The organism is Tessaracoccus zhenghani (assembly GCF_055326325.1).
Genome location: NZ_JBUZNQ010000004.1, coordinates 273,448 through 287,408, shown reverse-complemented (window position 1 = coordinate 287,408; position 13,961 = coordinate 273,448). Strand labels below are relative to the sequence as shown.

The window sequence follows — 13,961 nt, the reverse complement described above, 5'->3', positions numbered from 1 at the left end:
GCGGCACCTGAAGCACCCAGAGGGGGCCCGGCGACACGGTCGCCGGGCCCCCTTTTCGCGTCATCCCGTGGGCGCCGGGCCCTTTAGACCTGGGGCGGAGACGAGGGGGGCCGCGGACCAGTAGGTTGTGCTCATCTCTTGGCAACGGAAGGACGCCATGTTCCAGCAACGTTGGTGGCGCACGGCGATGACTTCGCTCGTCGTCGCTGCTCTCGCACTCTCCCCCGCGGTGTCGCGCGCCGACGACGAGGCCCCCGCGCCCGTCAACCTCGGCAACCTCGCCGACTACGTGACCAACCCGGCCGCAGACCTGGGGAGGACCAGGCCCACCGGCGAATGGTTCGTCGAGTTCCGCTCCCAGCCCACCGCCTCCGGCGGCCGGCAGACCCAGCTCCAACGCAACCGCTCGGATTTCACCGCCGAGGCGCGTGCCGCGAGCCTGCCCGCGGAGGTGGGCCGCATCTACACGCGGCTGTTCAACGGCGTGACCGTGAAGGCCGACGACGCCCAGGCCCGGAAGTTGGCCGGGCTGCGTTCGGTGAAATCCGTGCACCCGGTGCTGGCGATGCGGGTGCCGGCCGCCCCTCCGTCGGCCGAGGGTTCCGCCACCAGGCCGACGCTCGCCATGATCGGCGCGGACCGCGCCCAGAGCGAGCTCGGCGCCACCGGCAGGGGCGTCAAGGTGGGCATCATCGACTCCGGCATCGACTACGCGCACCCCGACCTGGGCGGCACCGGTTCGGAGACCACCACGTTCCCCACCGAGCGCGTGGCCTACGGCTGGGACTTCATCGGCGACGACTGGACGTCCTTCCCCGATGAGTTCGGCGAGGTGGGCGAGATCACGCCCGACGGCGACCCCATGGACTGCCTGGGCCACGGCACGCACGTGGCGGGCACCGTCGGCGGCGCCGGCGACGTGGTGGGCGTCGCCCCCGAAGCCACCCTCGGCGCCTACAAGGTGCTGACCTGCAGCGGCGACACCACCATGGCCATCGTGCTCGACGCCATGGAGCGCGCCACCGCCGACGGCATGGACGTGGTCAACATGAGCCTGGGCTGGCCGCTGCAGAGCTCAGCGAACCACCCGCTCTCGCAGGCCGGTGACCGCATGGTCGACGCCGGCGTGGTGCTGGTGGTCGCCGCCGGCAACGAGGGCGAGTTCGGCACCCAGACGCTGCGCGCCCCGTCTGTGGCCGCCAAGGCGATCTCCGTGGCCTCGTTCGACGCCACCAGCATCTCCACCCCCGAGGTGGTCTTCACTCCCGCCGCGGGCGAGGCCATCCGCTCCGGCTACACCGTGGTGTCCGAGGCCCCGGTGCCGACGGGCTTCACCGGCGAACTGGCCACCTTCAGCGACCCCCTGCAGTGCAAGCCGGACCCGACGCTGGCCGGGAAGGTGGCGTTCTTCTCCGGCGACGGCGGCTGCGACATCGAACGACGCACCCAGCTCGCGCTCCAGTCCGGCGCGATCGGCGTCGTGCTGCACAAGCAGTACTTCTGGGACTGGGTGTGGAGCGACGGCGCGCCCGTCATCGGCATCCTCTCCGACGCGGGACGCCAGGTGCAGGCGGCGCTTGAGCAGGGTCCGGTCACGGTCACGGTGCCGGGTACCTTCATCGACGACCCCAACCCCTACACCCCAGGCCTGGCCTCGGTGTTCACCTCGTGGGGCCTCGATGCCGAACTCGGCCTCAAGCCGGATCTCGGGGCGCCGGGCGGCAACGTCTACTCGACGATGCCGTTGGCGATGGGCGGCCACGCCCTGATGTCCGGCACGTCGATGGCGTCGCCGCACGTGGCGGGCGCTGCCGCGCTGCTACTGCAGGGCGACCCCGCCGCCACTCCCGCCGAGGTCCGCACGAGGCTGCAGAACACCGCGACCCCTGCCGCCTTCTCCTTCATGCCGGAATCCGGCGTGCTCGACGGCGCGCACCGGCAGGGGGCGGGCCTGATCCATGTGGACCGGGCGATCACGCAGCAACACCTGGTCACGCCGTCGAAGCTCGCCACCGGTCAGTCGGCCGACGGCCCGTTCCGCCAGACGCTCACCCTGACCAACGCCACGGACGCCGCGGTGACGTGGACCGCCACGCATCAGGACGCCGTGACCACGTCTGTCGCCTGGGGGGAATCCAGGTTGCAGAACCGGCCGGACTTCACGCAGGAACAGGCCCAGGTGACCTTCTCGTCGCCGACGATCACCGTGCCGGCGGGCGGCAGCGCCACCGTGGACGTGACCATCGACGCCCCGGAGGCCGCGGCCGAGACCGCCATCTACAGCGGCTACCTCCGGTTCACGACGGAGGGCCACTCCATCCAGGTCCCCTTCGCCGGCATGAAGGGCGACTACAGCGCCGCGCCGCTGGTGCTGGGCGACGACAGCCAGTCCCCGCCCTTCCTGGGCGTGCTGTGGGACTGCCTCCAGCGGGAGGGGCGACTGTGCGTCGACATGACGCCGTCGTTCAGCCCGGTGGAGGAACCCATGCCCTACAACGAATGGGCGCTGCCCGCGGTCGGTTTCCTGCTGGCCACCCCGGCGTCGTCGGTGACACTGTCGGTGCTCGAGGCGGATGCTACCGGAGCGCCGATCGAGGCCAGCGCCCAGGAGGTGTACACCGAGCTCACGCCGTGGCGCTCCCCCGACGGCAACTCCGCGGCGTGGGACGGCCTGCTGATCGATGCCGACGGCGAACTCGTGCCGGCCCCGCAGGGCCAGTACGTGCTGCGGATCCGGGTGACCAACTCGGACCTCCCGGCCAGGACCGAGGTGTGGACCTCGCCCGCGTTCCAGTGGCTCGACGAGCCCACCGAGGAGCCGGAGCCCAGCCCCACGCCCACGAAGAAGCCCACCACCGCGGCCCCGAAGCCCGAGGTGCGGGACGTGTACAACACGCCCGGGCTGCACATGGTCAACGGGCGCCAATGGTTCACGGCCTGCGAGCCGTACTCGCAGACGGTGCGCTGCCGCACGATGATCATGGCCACCACCGTCACCGCCAAGGCGGGTGTGTTCACCCAGACGAACGGCTGGGTGTTCAACAACCTCACCTACCTGCCGCGGATGACGCGCGCCCAGTGGGGCACGAACCCGTTGGCCCGCAACGGCGCCTGGACATCGGCCGACGGCCGCAGGTGGCGCACCGAGTGCGACACCGCCGCCACGGGCCGCGGCGGCTGCCGCACCTACCTGAGCGCCAGCGTGATCGCGGCACTGCCCACGGCGGCCGGCGGCACCCAGTACACCTGGGTGACGAAGGAGATCCTCAACAACATCGTCCGGTTCCGCTGATCTGACGGAAAACAACTGCGGCCGGCCCCCGAGGGGACCGGCCGCAGTTCTGTTCAGTGCGTCAGCGAGGCGTCACTTGGACGACTGGCCGGCGGAGCGGAGCTGCTGGCAGGCCTCGAGCACGCGGGCGGCCATGCCGGCCTCGGCTGCCTTGCCCCAGGCGCGGGGGTCGTACAGCTTCTTGTTGCCGACCTCACCGTCGATCTTCAGCACACCGTCGTAGTTCTTGAACATGTGCGTGACGACCGGGCGGGTGAAGGCGTACTGGGTGTCGGTGTCGATGTTCATCTTGATGACACCGTGGTCAACCGCGTCGGAAATCTCCTGCGCGGTGGAGCCGGAACCGCCGTGGAACACGAGGTCGAACGGCTTCTCCTTGCCGTACTTGGCGCCGACGGCGTCCTGGATCTCCTTGAGGAGCTCCGGGCGCAGCTTGACGGCACCCGGCTTGTACACGCCGTGCACGTTGCCGAAGGTGAGGGCCGTCATGTAGCGGCCCTTCTCGCCGAGGCCGAGGACCTCGATGGTGCGCAGGCCGTCTTCAACGGTGGTGTAGAGCTTCTCGTTGATGGCGGCTTCGACGCCGTCCTCTTCGCCGCCGACGACGCCGACCTCGATCTCGAGGACGATGTTGGCCTTGGCGCAACGCTCGAGGAGCTCAGCAGCGATCTGCAGGTTCTCCTCCATGGGAACAGCGGAACCGTCCCACATGTGCGACTGGAACAGCGGCAGTTCGCCGCGGGCGACGCGCTCTTCCGAGATGGCGAGCAGCGGACGCACGAAGCTGTCCAGCTTGTCCTTCGGGCAGTGGTCCGTGTGGAGAGCCACGTTGACAGGGTAGTTCTTGGCGACTTCCTGGGCGTAGGCCGCGAAAGCGGCTGCGCCGGCGATCTTGTCCTTGATGGTGGGGCCGGAGAAGTACTCGGCGCCGCCGGTGGAGACCTGCAGAATGCCGTCCGAGCCTGCTTCGGCGAAGCCCTGGAGAGCGGCGTTGAGGGTCTGCGAAGAGGAGACGTTGATGGCCGGGTAGGCGAACTTGCCCGCCTTGGCCCGGTCGAGCATCTCCGTGTAGACCTCAGGAGTTGCAACTGGCATGGGAGCCCCTTTTTTCTCGATGAAAGCTGGTTCCCGCCCAGCCTATCGCGTCGGCTGAATACCACACCGTCTGGGTCCGGGTTGTAGCCCCGGACATTCCCGGGGCGCTGGGATCGTGTCGGAGGGTCAGAGCAGGTTGTCGAGCGCCGTGGTGTCGAGGCGCACCCGGCCCAGCGAGTACGCCTGGGCGGCGGAGTCGATGACCGCCGGGGCGGCGTCGAGGAACGCCACGGGCACCTTGGCCGCCAGTTGGCCGTTGGCCTCGACGACGAGGTTGGGCCCGGCGCCGAAGTTGTGGCCTGCGAGCTTCAGCGCCGTCACCTCGGCCCACGGCACCGTCACTGCGGTGGGGTGGACGAATTCGACGCCCTTGGGGTCCAGATAGAAGGCCACTCCGTCGGTGATGGCGGCCAGATCCTTCTTGGCGTTGCTCAGCCCGACGGCCGACAGCACGAGCCAGAACACCGTCGACACAAGCCACAGGGCGGCGATGCCGATGGTCCAGCCCAGCGACCAGTCGCGGCCGAAGAAGAACCAGAACACCACCAGCAGAACGAGCGAAACCACCGTCGAGATCACGCGCCACCGCATGGTGCTCCGCGCTCTCGTGACGCGTGCCGCCGTGGGCAGTGGCGTCAGCCCGGCCGCGAATCGCTGTCCCTGCTGCTGCATGGAGGTCATGCTAGCGCCACCCCGGTTGAGGCCGGCCCGTGCTGCAACTGCCAGTGGTACATCGCGATCGCCGCGGCCGCCCCGGCGTTCATCGAGCGGGTGGAGCCGTGCTGCGTGATGGCCACCAACTGCTCGCAGCCCGCCACCATCGCGTCGGTCAGGCCGGGGCCCTCGGAGCCGAAGACGAGGCAGCAGTCGGCGGGGAGTTCCGCCGTCTCCAGGGGCACGGAACCGGGCAGGTTGTCGACGCCCACAGCCGTGACGCCGCGCTCCGCGAGGAAGGCCAGCAGCGACGCCTCGTCCTCGTGGTGGTGGACGTGGAGGTAGCGGTCCGTGACCATCGCGCCGCGTCGGTTCCACCGTCGCTTCCCGACGATGTGGACGGCCGCCACGTTGAACGCGTTGGCGGTGCGCACGATTGAGCCGATATTGAAGTCGTGCTCCCAGTTCTGAATGGCCACGTGCAGCCGGGAGCGGGTGCGGTCAAGATCGGCGACGATGGCCTCGAGCTTCCAGTACCGGTACCGGTCGATGACGTTGCGGCGGTCGCCGTCGCGCAGCAGTTCCGCGTCGAGGCGCTCGTCGTCCGGCCACGGCTCCGGGTGCGGCCCCACTCCCACGGTTGGCGCAGTGGGGTCGTGGGGCTCGTCGGTCATGCCCGGCAGGATAGCGGCTCAGCCCGCATCGACGGATTGGACGATGCCCGTGGGCATCAGCCCGGGCAGCACGTCGCTGAGGGTGACGATGCCGATCTCGAGGTCGCCGTCGGTCACCACGGCGATCTGGGTGCGGGCCAGGCGCAGCTGGTTGAGCGCGGTGGCGACACCGGTGTCCGCGGGCAGCCGTACGGGCGGGCGGGCCAGGTCCATCGCGGGGCGCGACAGGTCCGGCTCGTCCAGGGTGTCGCGGACGTGCACGATGCCGACGGTGGTTCCACCGTCGCGGACGAGCACCCGCATGTGGCCGTGGTTGCGCGTCACCATCTGCACGTCCGCCAGGGTGCCGGTCACCGGGATGGCGGCCAGTTCCTGCCCCTCCGGCACCAGTTCGCGCACCTGGCGCTCGCGCAGGGTCAGCACGGACGTGATCGACGACTGGAAGCTGGCCTCCAGGGCGCCGACGTTGGCGGAATGCTCCACCAGGTGACGCAGGCCGGCGACGTCCTGCGTGGCCGACAGCCCGTCGACGGGCTCCGCGCCGGCCTTGCGGACCAGCCAGTTGGCCATCGCGTTCATCGCCTTGAGGATGGGGCGGACCACGAACATGAAGGCCCGCATCGGCACCGCCAGCAGCACCGAGGATTCCTCGGGGTGCGCGATGGCCCAGGACTTGGGGGCCATCTCCCCGACCACCAGGTGGAGGAACGTGACGATGATCAGCGCCAGCACGAACGACGCGACGTCGGCGACGGCGGCGGGCAGCCCGGTGACCTCCAACAGCGGGGTCAGCGCGTGGTGCACGGCGGGCTTGGTGATGGCGCCGAGCGCCAGCGTGCACACCGTGATGCCCAGTTGGGAGCCGGCCAGCACCAGGGTGAGTTCATGCGAACTCTTGATGGCGGCGCGGCCGGCGAATGTGCCCGCCCGCTCCTCCAGCCGGTGCGGCTTGGCGGCCATCAGCGCAAATTCGACGGCGACGAAGAACGCGCTCAGCACGATGATCAGCACGGTCCAGAGGGTGACGGTCCAGCCGCTCATGCCTGTCTCGAGCAACGTCATTTCTGCTCCCCCAGTTCAGGCAGCGAGATCCGCACGCGGGAGGCCACGTGGCGCTCCACGGCCAGCACCTCGATGCGCACGAGGTGCGCCGGGGAGTGGGAGTCGATGGCACGCTGCGCCGCCGTCGGCTCCAGCACGAGGTTCACGACGGCGCCCTCCTCCGGCAGGTCCCCCAGGGAGTGGATGATGAGGCCGGAGATGGTCTCGAAGTCGCCGCCGGGGAGCTTGAGTCCGATGGCGCGCTCCACCTCGTCCACGTGGACGTCGCCGGGCATGACCCAGACGCCGTCGTCGGACTGCGGGAGGTAATCGGGGTTGTCGGGGTCGTGCTCGTCGGTCAGCTCGCCGATGACCTCCTCGGCCAGGTCCTCGAGGGTCACGACGCCCACGAAGACGCCGAACTCGTCGATGATGCAGGCCATCTGCTCGCCGGCGGCGCGCAGCTGGTTCTCGGCGTCCGGCAGCTTGGTGAGGTCCGGCAGCCGGAAGGGCTCGCGGGCGATGCGCAGCACGGGCTCGTCGAGGGCGCGGCCGGTGCGCAGCACATCTGCCAACTGGACCACCCCGATCACCGAATCATGCTCGTCCACCACGGGGTAGCGGGTGTGGCCGGTGGCCATGAGGTTGCGCACCTCGCCGATGGTGGCGTCGGCGCGCACCACGTCGACGTGCACGCGGGGGTTCATGGCGTGGTCGAGGTCGCGGCGGGGGAAGTCGAGGATCCGGTCCAGGATGTGCGCCAGCTGAGGCGACAGCGTCCCGGATTCGCGCGAGGCGGCGACGACGCGCTCGAGATCTGTGGCCGAGGCGGCCGACTCGACGTCGTGCACCGGCTCGATCCGCAGCGCGCGGAGCAGCAGTTCGGCCGCCTTATCGAAGACCCAGATGATAGGGCCGAACACGGCCAGGTAGATGCGCGTCGACGGCGTCAGCGCGTCCGCCACCACCGTCGAGCGGGCGATGGCGTAGTTCTTGGGGAACAGCTCGCCGATCAGCATCTGCACGAACGTGGAGAACCCGATGGCCACGAATCCGCCGATGGCCACGCTGACCGCGGTGAGCGCCCCGCCGTCGAGCAGGGAGCCGATGGCCTGGCCGATCAGCGGCTCCGCGACGTACCCGACGAGCAGTCCCGTGACGGTGATGCCCAGCTGGGCGCCGGAGAGCATGAACGAGGTGCGGCGGGTGATCTCGAGGGTGCGGGCCGCGCGGTCGTCGCCGGCCTTGGCGCGGCTGCCCAACTTGGACCGGTCAACGGCGACGTAGGCGAACTCCTGCGCCACGAAATAGCCGGTGGCGACCGTGATCAGGAGCACGACCAGGACGCCTACGAGCAGGGATACAACAGGGGTCATCTCGGTTTACCTCTGAGAGGCAGACGTTGGGACCCCTCCGATGTGTCACAGCATGGCATGCACTCCAGTATGTCAGGTGGACGTATCGTCGACACATGACCGAAAAAGCCACCGTCACCAACAATCCCGAGCAGAACCGCTACGAGATCCGGCTGGGCGACGACCTCGCCGGTTTCGCCGACTACATTCTGAGCAACGAGCTCATCACGTTCACCCACACGGAGATCGACCCCGCCTTCGAGGGCAAGGGCTTGGGCTCCACCCTCGTCCGCGGCGCCCTCGACGACGTGCGCGGGGCCGGCGACCGCAAGGTGTTGCCGATCTGCCCGTTCGTCAAGAGTTGGATGGCCAAGCACCCCGAATACGAGTCGCTCGGCTACGGTTCCTGACCCGCTCCCCTGAGCAGAGACAGAAGAACGCCCCGGTGTGGTCACCGGGGCGTTCCTGTGGTGATCTGGGGAGATCAGGCCTGCTTGATGGCCGAGATCTCGAACTCGAGGACGACCTTGTCGGAGACGAGGAAGCCACCGGTCTCGAGGGCTGCGTTCCAGGTCAGGCCGAAGTCGGAGCGCTGGATCTGCTTGGAGCCTTCGAAGCCCACGCGGGTGTTGCCGAAGGGGTCGAGGGCCGAGCCCTGGTACTCCAGCGGGATGGTGATGGACTTGGTGACGTCCTTGATGGTGAGGTCGCCGGTCACGTTGACGGTGTCGCCTTCGATGGAGAAGTCGGTGCCCTTGAAGGTCCAGGTGGGGTAGTTCTCGACATCGAAGAAGTCGGCGGAGCGGACGTGGCCGTCGCGGTCCGCGTTGCGGGTGTTGATCGACGCGGCGTCGATGGTGACCTCGAGGGTGCTGGCCTTCACATCGTCGGCGTTGATGACGGCCTGGCCCTCGAACTTCTCGAAGGAGCCGCGGACCTTGGTGACCATCGCGTGGCGGGTCACGAAGGAGAAGGTGGTGTGGGCGGGGTCGAGGACGAAGGTGCCGTGGAGTTCGTTGAGGGACATAGTGTTTCCTTTCCGGGGTGGTAGTTGAAACTCTAACAGTCTTTGATTGAGGTTTCAACTATGTCTGACGGTTTTCACCAAAGTCCCTTGTGGGAGCGGCGTGTCGCCTGGGGTGCGAGGGGGTCTGGTTTGGGGCGATGGCGCCAAATCAAGATCTGGGGTGGTTGACGACGCTGAATCCAGATTTGGGGTGGGGTGGCGTGGGGGCCGAATCTAGATCTGAGGTCGCGCACGACGCTGAATCCAGATTCGGGGCCGACGGCCGGGCGCGACGTGGGTCGGGGCCGACGGCGGGAGAGCCGAAAGCGGAAGACGCCCCTCCGTCGCTACGACGAAGGGGCGTCTGCCTGCTCACGGGCGGCTCAGTTCTCGAACGGGGGCCGATCCGCGGGCTGCTGCTGCGGCTGCTGGATCTGCTGCTGCGGCGGCTGGACCGGCTGCTGGTACTGCTGCTGCGGCGCGATCTGCTGCTGCTGCTGCTCGGGGGCGGCAGCGGGGCGCTGGGAGATCTCGCCGAAGTTCACGTCGGGGGCCTGGCGGACCATCGGGTCGTTGACCTCGAAGTACGTGGCCTTCTCGAACTTCGCGAACCCGGCGATGATGTTGCTGGGCACCGATTCGATGCGCGTGTTGTAGTCACGCACGTTGGCGTTGTAGAAGCGACGCGAGGCGGCGATGCGATCCTCCGTGTCCGTCAGTTCGCGCTGGAGCTGCATGAAGTTCTGGTTGGACTTCAGATCCGGGTAGGCCTCCACCGACACCAGCAGGTTGTGCACCGCCTGGGTCAGTTCGGATTCGACGGCGGCGCGCTCTTGGCTGGGCTGGCCGCCGCTCTGGCCGGCGAGCGCACGGGCCTGGTTGCGCAGCGCGGTGATCTGCTCGAGCGTGTTGCGCTCGTGCGCCGCGTAGCCGCGGACCGTCTCCACCAGGTTGGGGATCAGCTCGTAGCGCCGGTTGAGTTCGACGTCGATCTGGCGCCAGGATTCCTGGATGAGGTTGCGGCTCTTGACGAAACCGTTGTAGGCCGCAACGCCCCAGAGGACCACGCCGAGGGCGAGGACGACCAGCACGGCCAGGATGATCAGCAGTGTGTCCACGAAGTTCTCCTATCTTCGGGAATCACGCTACCGCAGGCGCGAAGCCACGGGCAGGGTCTCACCGGAGCAATTGGATGGGGTCCCGAAAAGGGGGTCAGAGGCCGAGGTCGGCCAGGTTGAGGGCGTAGCGGTACTCGAGCCCGGCTTCGGCGACAGCCTCGGCCGCACCGGTGCCGCGGTCGACGACCACCGCCACGGCCACCACCTCGGCGCCCGCCTCCCGCACGGCCTCGACGGCGGTGAGGGCCGAGCCGCCCGTCGTGGAGGTGTCCTCGACGACCAGCACCCGGCGGCCCGAGACCTCGGTGCCCTCGATCCGGCGCTGCATGCCATGCGACTTGCTCTCCTTGCGCACCACGAACACGTCCAGGCGTCCGCCGGCTGCGGCCTTCGAGTGCAGCATGGCGGTGGCGACAGGGTCGGCGCCCAGCGTGAGGCCGCCCACGGCGTCGAAGTCGAGGTCCGCCACCAGGTCGTTCATCACGCGGCCGACGACGGGGGCGGCCGCGCCGTCGAGCGTCACGCGTCGCATGTCGACGTAGTAGTCGGCCTCCTTGCCGGAGGCGAGGGTGACCTTGCCGTGCACGACGGCGAGGTTCTGGACGTGCTCGATGAGTTCGGTGCGGTCGGTCATGATGTCTTCTTCTCCGTGTCGCTGAGGGTGCCGAAGCCGACGGCCCGGTCCGGGGTGGGGAACAGATCCTCGCAGGTGGTGAGGGTGATGAGCGCCTGGTGGGGCACGACGTCGGGGTGGCCGGGGACCGGCTCCAGGACCCAGTTGTCGTCAGCCCCGACGGTGAGCTCGGCGGGGGCCGAGACGATCTCGTAGGTGAAGGTGGCGGTGCGGGTCTCGACGACGATCTCGTCGCCCTGCCGCAACTCGAGAAGGCGGCGGAAGGGCTCCCCCTCCGTCACGCAGTTGCCCGCCAGTGCGAAGTTGCCCAACTGGCCGGGCAACGCGCTGCCGGGGTACCAGCCGACCCCCCGGTTGAGATCCGTGGGCTCGACCCCGGCGATGATCGGCCACTCCGCGCTGAACGCCGGAATGCGCAGCAGCCAGTTGGCTTCATGCATGCCGGGCTCCGCGATGAGCGGCGGGGCGGCGGGATCCTCCTGCTGCAATTCGGGAGGGAGCGGCGCGTCCCATTCCGTGCGGAGCCGGGTGATCTCGTCGACGGCACGGTCACGGGCGAACGCAGTGGTCCCCCAGACCTGCCAGCCGACGTACCCGCCCACCGCGAGGATCACGACGAGCAGGGTCACGAGGAGCAGCAGGAACGGGGAGATGCCCCGCTTCTCCCTGATCACCCGAGTCGCCACGGACCCATTCTTGCAGGATGCCCCCGCCTCGCGGTCCCTGAGCCCGTCCCAGCGGACACCACTGGGCGGCGAGCCTCCGCGGTCAACGGCGGCGTGGGCTCCGTCGACCCTTCGGCTGCGGAGGCTTCGCCGCGCGCGGCTGCTCCTTCGGGGGCTTCTCCCCCTTGGCCTGGGCCGTCCGCGTGCTGTTGACCGTGCGGCCGCGCACCACGCCGATGAAGTCCTCGATCCGGGGGTGCTCGTTGTCCACCCGCCAGGCCAGCCCGACCGTGGTCGGCTCCGCATCGACGACCGGGAGATAGACCATGTCCTTCCGGCTACCGGAGCGCGCGATCGACATCGGCACCCGGAGCACGGCGGCGGAGTAGGCGGCGAGGTCGACGCTCTCCGGCTCCGCGTCGTGAATCACCCGCGTGCCGTCCTCCGCCAGGTCCTCGGCGGTGACCTCGTCCAGCCCCGCCAGGAGGTGGTCCTTGCTCAACCACAGCACGGGCTGTTCCTCGTAGAGCGGGATGACGTGCAGCCCGTTCTTGTCGATGGGCAGCCGCACGAAACACAGGTCGACGTCGCCGGCGACCACGGCGCGCCGCTGCTCCGCCTCGGTGATCTCCGTCACCTCCAGCGGTTCGCGGAACCGCTCGCCCCAGATGCGGCGCCATTTGGTGAGCGTGACGCCCGGCACGAAGCCGATGCGCAGGCCGCCGTCGTCTGCTGCTGTCATGCGTTGAGGCTACTGCAGGGCTACGCTTCGGGCATGAGCCAGACGATGAAGCCGATCACCGCAGCGGCCAAACTGGGCATCTACCTGCCCGCCGCGCCCGAGGACTTCCGCACCACCCCCATCACCCGCGAAGAGGTCGACGCGCTGCGCGACGACCCCCCGGAGTGGTTGGTGGAGCTGCGCCGCAACGGCCCGTTCCCCCGCGACGTCGTCGCGCAGAAGCTGGGGGTCTCGAAGTCGGGCCTAGCCCGCTCCGGCGTGAAGGAGGCGCTGACCAGCGATGAGATCGGCGAGCTGCTGGCCAACCCGCCGGGCTGGCTCGTCGACGAGCGCGAGACGCACCAGAAGGTGCTGAAGGAACAGGCCCGTCAGCGCGACCAGCACTGAGAGGACTGACCCATGGCCACGATTGAACCCACAGATCCCCCGGTCGCCGACGAGGAGGTCGTCGTCGACGAGGAATTCCTGCGCTCCCTGGAGGACGACGAAGAGGCGCAGAAGATCCTGCAGCTGATGTCGGAGAAGGTCTGCGACTACTGCGAGGCACCGGTCACCTGGATGGACCCGACGGACCTTCGGGCGGTGGACCCCCAGTCGTTCGATGATCTGGTGAATCGCTACGACATCGACCCGGAAACCATCCTCATGTGCTGGGACTGCCCGGAATGCGGCAACTTCAGCCTCATGGGAGACGACTTCGAGGTGCAGTGGCTCGACGCCACGCCCCAATGCCCGGAGTGCGACAGCTACCAGGTGGAGGTCATCGACCCCGCCCAGGTGGCGCACCTGGACCGCGCGCGGTACCTGGAGTGGAAGAAGCAGGTGGGCGTGCAGGCGCTGCTCGACGGCGACGCCGTCCAGTGCCACGACTGCGGCGTGCTCAGCTTCGTGCCGAGGCAGGACGCCGAGGGCGACTGACGCCGCCCCGTTCGCGCCGCGACGACGACGGGTCAGGCCGCCACCTCTTCGGGCGGCCGGAACCGGGCGAGCGCGGCGTGCTCGACGGCGCGGCTCCGCAGGAACCAGCTCCACGCGAAGGCCACCAGCGCGATCGTCTCCAACATCAGGATGGGCTTGTAGCGGCCCAGCATGAAGTAGATCTCCACGGGCAGGAACGTCCACAGCACCATCAGGAGCACCGAGATCACGATGGTGGCGCCGCTGATGCCGTAGGCCACCAGGCGGGGCCCCAGGTCATGCTCCGGGATGGCGCTCAGGGGGAACAGGATCAGGCAGAAGGTCGCCAGCGCCAGCAGGAACACCGAAGCGGCGACATTGTGCAGCCAGTAGGTGGTGCTCACCCCGATCACGCATTGCAGCACCGTGCAGTCCCACTCCGCCTGCCGCGGCTGGAGCGGGGCCAGCGCGACGAGGGCCGCGGCGATCGAGGCCACCTTGGCCACGATCCGATCGGCCCGCAGCTCCGGGTTGGTGGGGTGGTAGCCGCGGTAGGACCAGAGGAACAGCGCCAGCGCGCACAGCGTGCCGACGAACACGTCGCGCATGGGCGTGTAGTAGTACTCCGAGATGCTGCCGCGGAGGCCTTCACCGCTGATCAGGCTCCAGCCGATGAGCGACACCGGCAGGAAGAAGCTCAGCAGGGCGATCACGCGTTGCTGCGTGATGAAGGTTCGCCCCAACTGCTGATGGCTACTCGGCCGGTCTTCGCGCACGACGCGCACCTC

15 protein-coding genes are annotated in these 13,961 nt (G+C 68.9%); 4 read left to right on the top strand and 11 right to left on the bottom strand.

Annotated features, from left to right (window positions below; genetic code table 11):
- Positions 1-157: 157 nt before the first annotated feature.
- Positions 158-3,292, top strand: a complete 3,135-nt coding sequence (locus tag ACZK4S_RS11190; RefSeq protein ID WP_463644305.1) for a S8 family serine peptidase — start codon at positions 158-160, stop codon at positions 3,290-3,292.
- A gap of 72 nt (positions 3,293-3,364) precedes the next feature.
- Here ACZK4S_RS11190 and fbaA read toward each other — a convergent pair whose 3' ends face one another.
- From fbaA to ACZK4S_RS11165, 5 genes are all read right to left on the bottom strand, one after another.
- Positions 3,365-4,387 (bottom strand): class II fructose-bisphosphate aldolase, encoded by a 1,023-nt coding sequence (gene fbaA / locus ACZK4S_RS11185; RefSeq protein ID WP_076063704.1) that lies wholly within the window; start codon positions 4,385-4,387, stop codon positions 3,365-3,367.
- Between the two features lie 126 nt (positions 4,388-4,513).
- Positions 4,514-5,059, bottom strand: coding sequence for a hypothetical protein (locus ACZK4S_RS11180; RefSeq protein ID WP_463644304.1), 546 nt, complete (start codon positions 5,057-5,059; stop codon positions 4,514-4,516).
- A gap of 5 nt (positions 5,060-5,064) precedes the next feature.
- Positions 5,065-5,715 (bottom strand): TrmH family RNA methyltransferase, encoded by a 651-nt coding sequence (locus ACZK4S_RS11175; RefSeq protein ID WP_083665670.1) that lies wholly within the window; start codon positions 5,713-5,715, stop codon positions 5,065-5,067.
- An 18-nt stretch (positions 5,716-5,733) separates the two neighbouring features.
- Complete coding sequence (locus ACZK4S_RS11170; protein WP_463644303.1) at positions 5,734-6,777, bottom strand: hemolysin family protein; 1,044 nt, start codon at positions 6,775-6,777, stop codon at positions 5,734-5,736.
- Entirely contained in the window at positions 6,774-8,132 is a 1,359-nt protein-coding gene (locus ACZK4S_RS11165) for a hemolysin family protein (RefSeq protein ID WP_459396919.1), read from the bottom strand. Before ACZK4S_RS11165 ends, ACZK4S_RS11170 begins: the two co-directional genes overlap by 4 nt.
- Before the next feature lie 26 nt (positions 8,133-8,158).
- Between ACZK4S_RS11165 and ACZK4S_RS11160 the strand changes: the two genes are divergently transcribed.
- A complete protein-coding gene (locus tag ACZK4S_RS11160) occupies positions 8,159-8,521 on the top strand; it encodes a GNAT family N-acetyltransferase (protein ID WP_459396918.1) in 363 nt (120 codons plus the stop codon).
- Positions 8,522-8,595: 74 nt separating this feature from the next.
- On the opposite strand, the gene ACZK4S_RS11155 is transcribed toward ACZK4S_RS11160, so the two are convergent.
- From ACZK4S_RS11155 to ACZK4S_RS11135, 5 genes are all read right to left on the bottom strand, one after another.
- Complete coding sequence (locus ACZK4S_RS11155) at positions 8,596-9,138, bottom strand: YceI family protein (RefSeq protein WP_076063695.1); 543 nt, start codon at positions 9,136-9,138, stop codon at positions 8,596-8,598.
- A 362-nt stretch (positions 9,139-9,500) separates the two neighbouring features.
- Positions 9,501-10,235 (bottom strand): LemA family protein, encoded by a 735-nt coding sequence (locus tag ACZK4S_RS11150; protein ID WP_463644302.1) that lies wholly within the window; start codon positions 10,233-10,235, stop codon positions 9,501-9,503.
- A 94-nt stretch (positions 10,236-10,329) separates the two neighbouring features.
- Entirely contained in the window at positions 10,330-10,869 is a 540-nt protein-coding gene (gene pyrE, locus ACZK4S_RS11145; protein ID WP_076063693.1) for an orotate phosphoribosyltransferase, read from the bottom strand.
- On the bottom strand, positions 10,866-11,555 hold the full coding sequence (locus tag ACZK4S_RS11140; protein WP_463644301.1) for a class E sortase: 690 nt from the start codon (positions 11,553-11,555) through the stop codon (positions 10,866-10,868). The genes pyrE and ACZK4S_RS11140 overlap by 4 nt, the downstream gene beginning before the upstream one ends.
- Before the next feature lie 82 nt (positions 11,556-11,637).
- The gene (locus tag ACZK4S_RS11135; RefSeq protein ID WP_463644300.1) at positions 11,638-12,276 is read right to left on the bottom strand and encodes a LysR family transcriptional regulator substrate-binding protein; all 639 of its coding nucleotides are present in this window, start codon (positions 12,274-12,276) and stop codon (positions 11,638-11,640) included.
- Between the two features lie 33 nt (positions 12,277-12,309).
- Here ACZK4S_RS11135 and ACZK4S_RS11130 point away from each other — a divergent pair, with 33 nt between their 5' ends.
- Complete coding sequence (locus ACZK4S_RS11130) at positions 12,310-12,663, top strand: DUF5997 family protein (RefSeq protein WP_076063686.1); 354 nt, start codon at positions 12,310-12,312, stop codon at positions 12,661-12,663.
- Between the two features lie 12 nt (positions 12,664-12,675).
- Positions 12,676-13,194: a hypothetical protein gene (locus tag ACZK4S_RS11125; protein WP_463644299.1), complete on the top strand. Its 519-nt coding sequence runs from the start codon at positions 12,676-12,678 to the stop codon at positions 13,192-13,194.
- A 32-nt stretch (positions 13,195-13,226) separates the two neighbouring features.
- Here ACZK4S_RS11125 and ACZK4S_RS11120 read toward each other — a convergent pair whose 3' ends face one another.
- Positions 13,227-13,949: a hypothetical protein gene (locus ACZK4S_RS11120; protein ID WP_463644298.1), complete on the bottom strand. Its 723-nt coding sequence runs from the start codon at positions 13,947-13,949 to the stop codon at positions 13,227-13,229.
- Positions 13,950-13,961: the final 12 nt, after the last annotated feature.

Coding starts and splice junctions, on each gene's coding strand:
- pyrE (WP_076063693.1), bottom strand. CDS start 10,869: ATGACCGACCGCACCGAACTCATCGAGCACGTCCAGAACCTCGCCGTC.
- fbaA (WP_076063704.1), bottom strand. CDS start 4,387: ATGCCAGTTGCAACTCCTGAGGTCTACACGGAGATGCTCGACCGGGCC.
- ACZK4S_RS11180 (WP_463644304.1), bottom strand. CDS start 5,059: ATGCAGCAGCAGGGACAGCGATTCGCGGCCGGGCTGACGCCACTGCCC.
- ACZK4S_RS11125 (WP_463644299.1), top strand. CDS start 12,676: ATGGCCACGATTGAACCCACAGATCCCCCGGTCGCCGACGAGGAGGTC.
- ACZK4S_RS11130 (WP_076063686.1), top strand. CDS start 12,310: ATGAGCCAGACGATGAAGCCGATCACCGCAGCGGCCAAACTGGGCATC.
- ACZK4S_RS11155 (WP_076063695.1), bottom strand. CDS start 9,138: ATGTCCCTCAACGAACTCCACGGCACCTTCGTCCTCGACCCCGCCCAC.
- ACZK4S_RS11190 (WP_463644305.1), top strand. CDS start 158: ATGTTCCAGCAACGTTGGTGGCGCACGGCGATGACTTCGCTCGTCGTC.
- ACZK4S_RS11170 (WP_463644303.1), bottom strand. CDS start 6,777: ATGACGTTGCTCGAGACAGGCATGAGCGGCTGGACCGTCACCCTCTGG.
- ACZK4S_RS11165 (WP_459396919.1), bottom strand. CDS start 8,132: ATGACCCCTGTTGTATCCCTGCTCGTAGGCGTCCTGGTCGTGCTCCTG.
- ACZK4S_RS11135 (WP_463644300.1), bottom strand. CDS start 12,276: ATGACAGCAGCAGACGACGGCGGCCTGCGCATCGGCTTCGTGCCGGGC.
- ACZK4S_RS11175 (WP_083665670.1), bottom strand. CDS start 5,715: ATGACCGACGAGCCCCACGACCCCACTGCGCCAACCGTGGGAGTGGGG.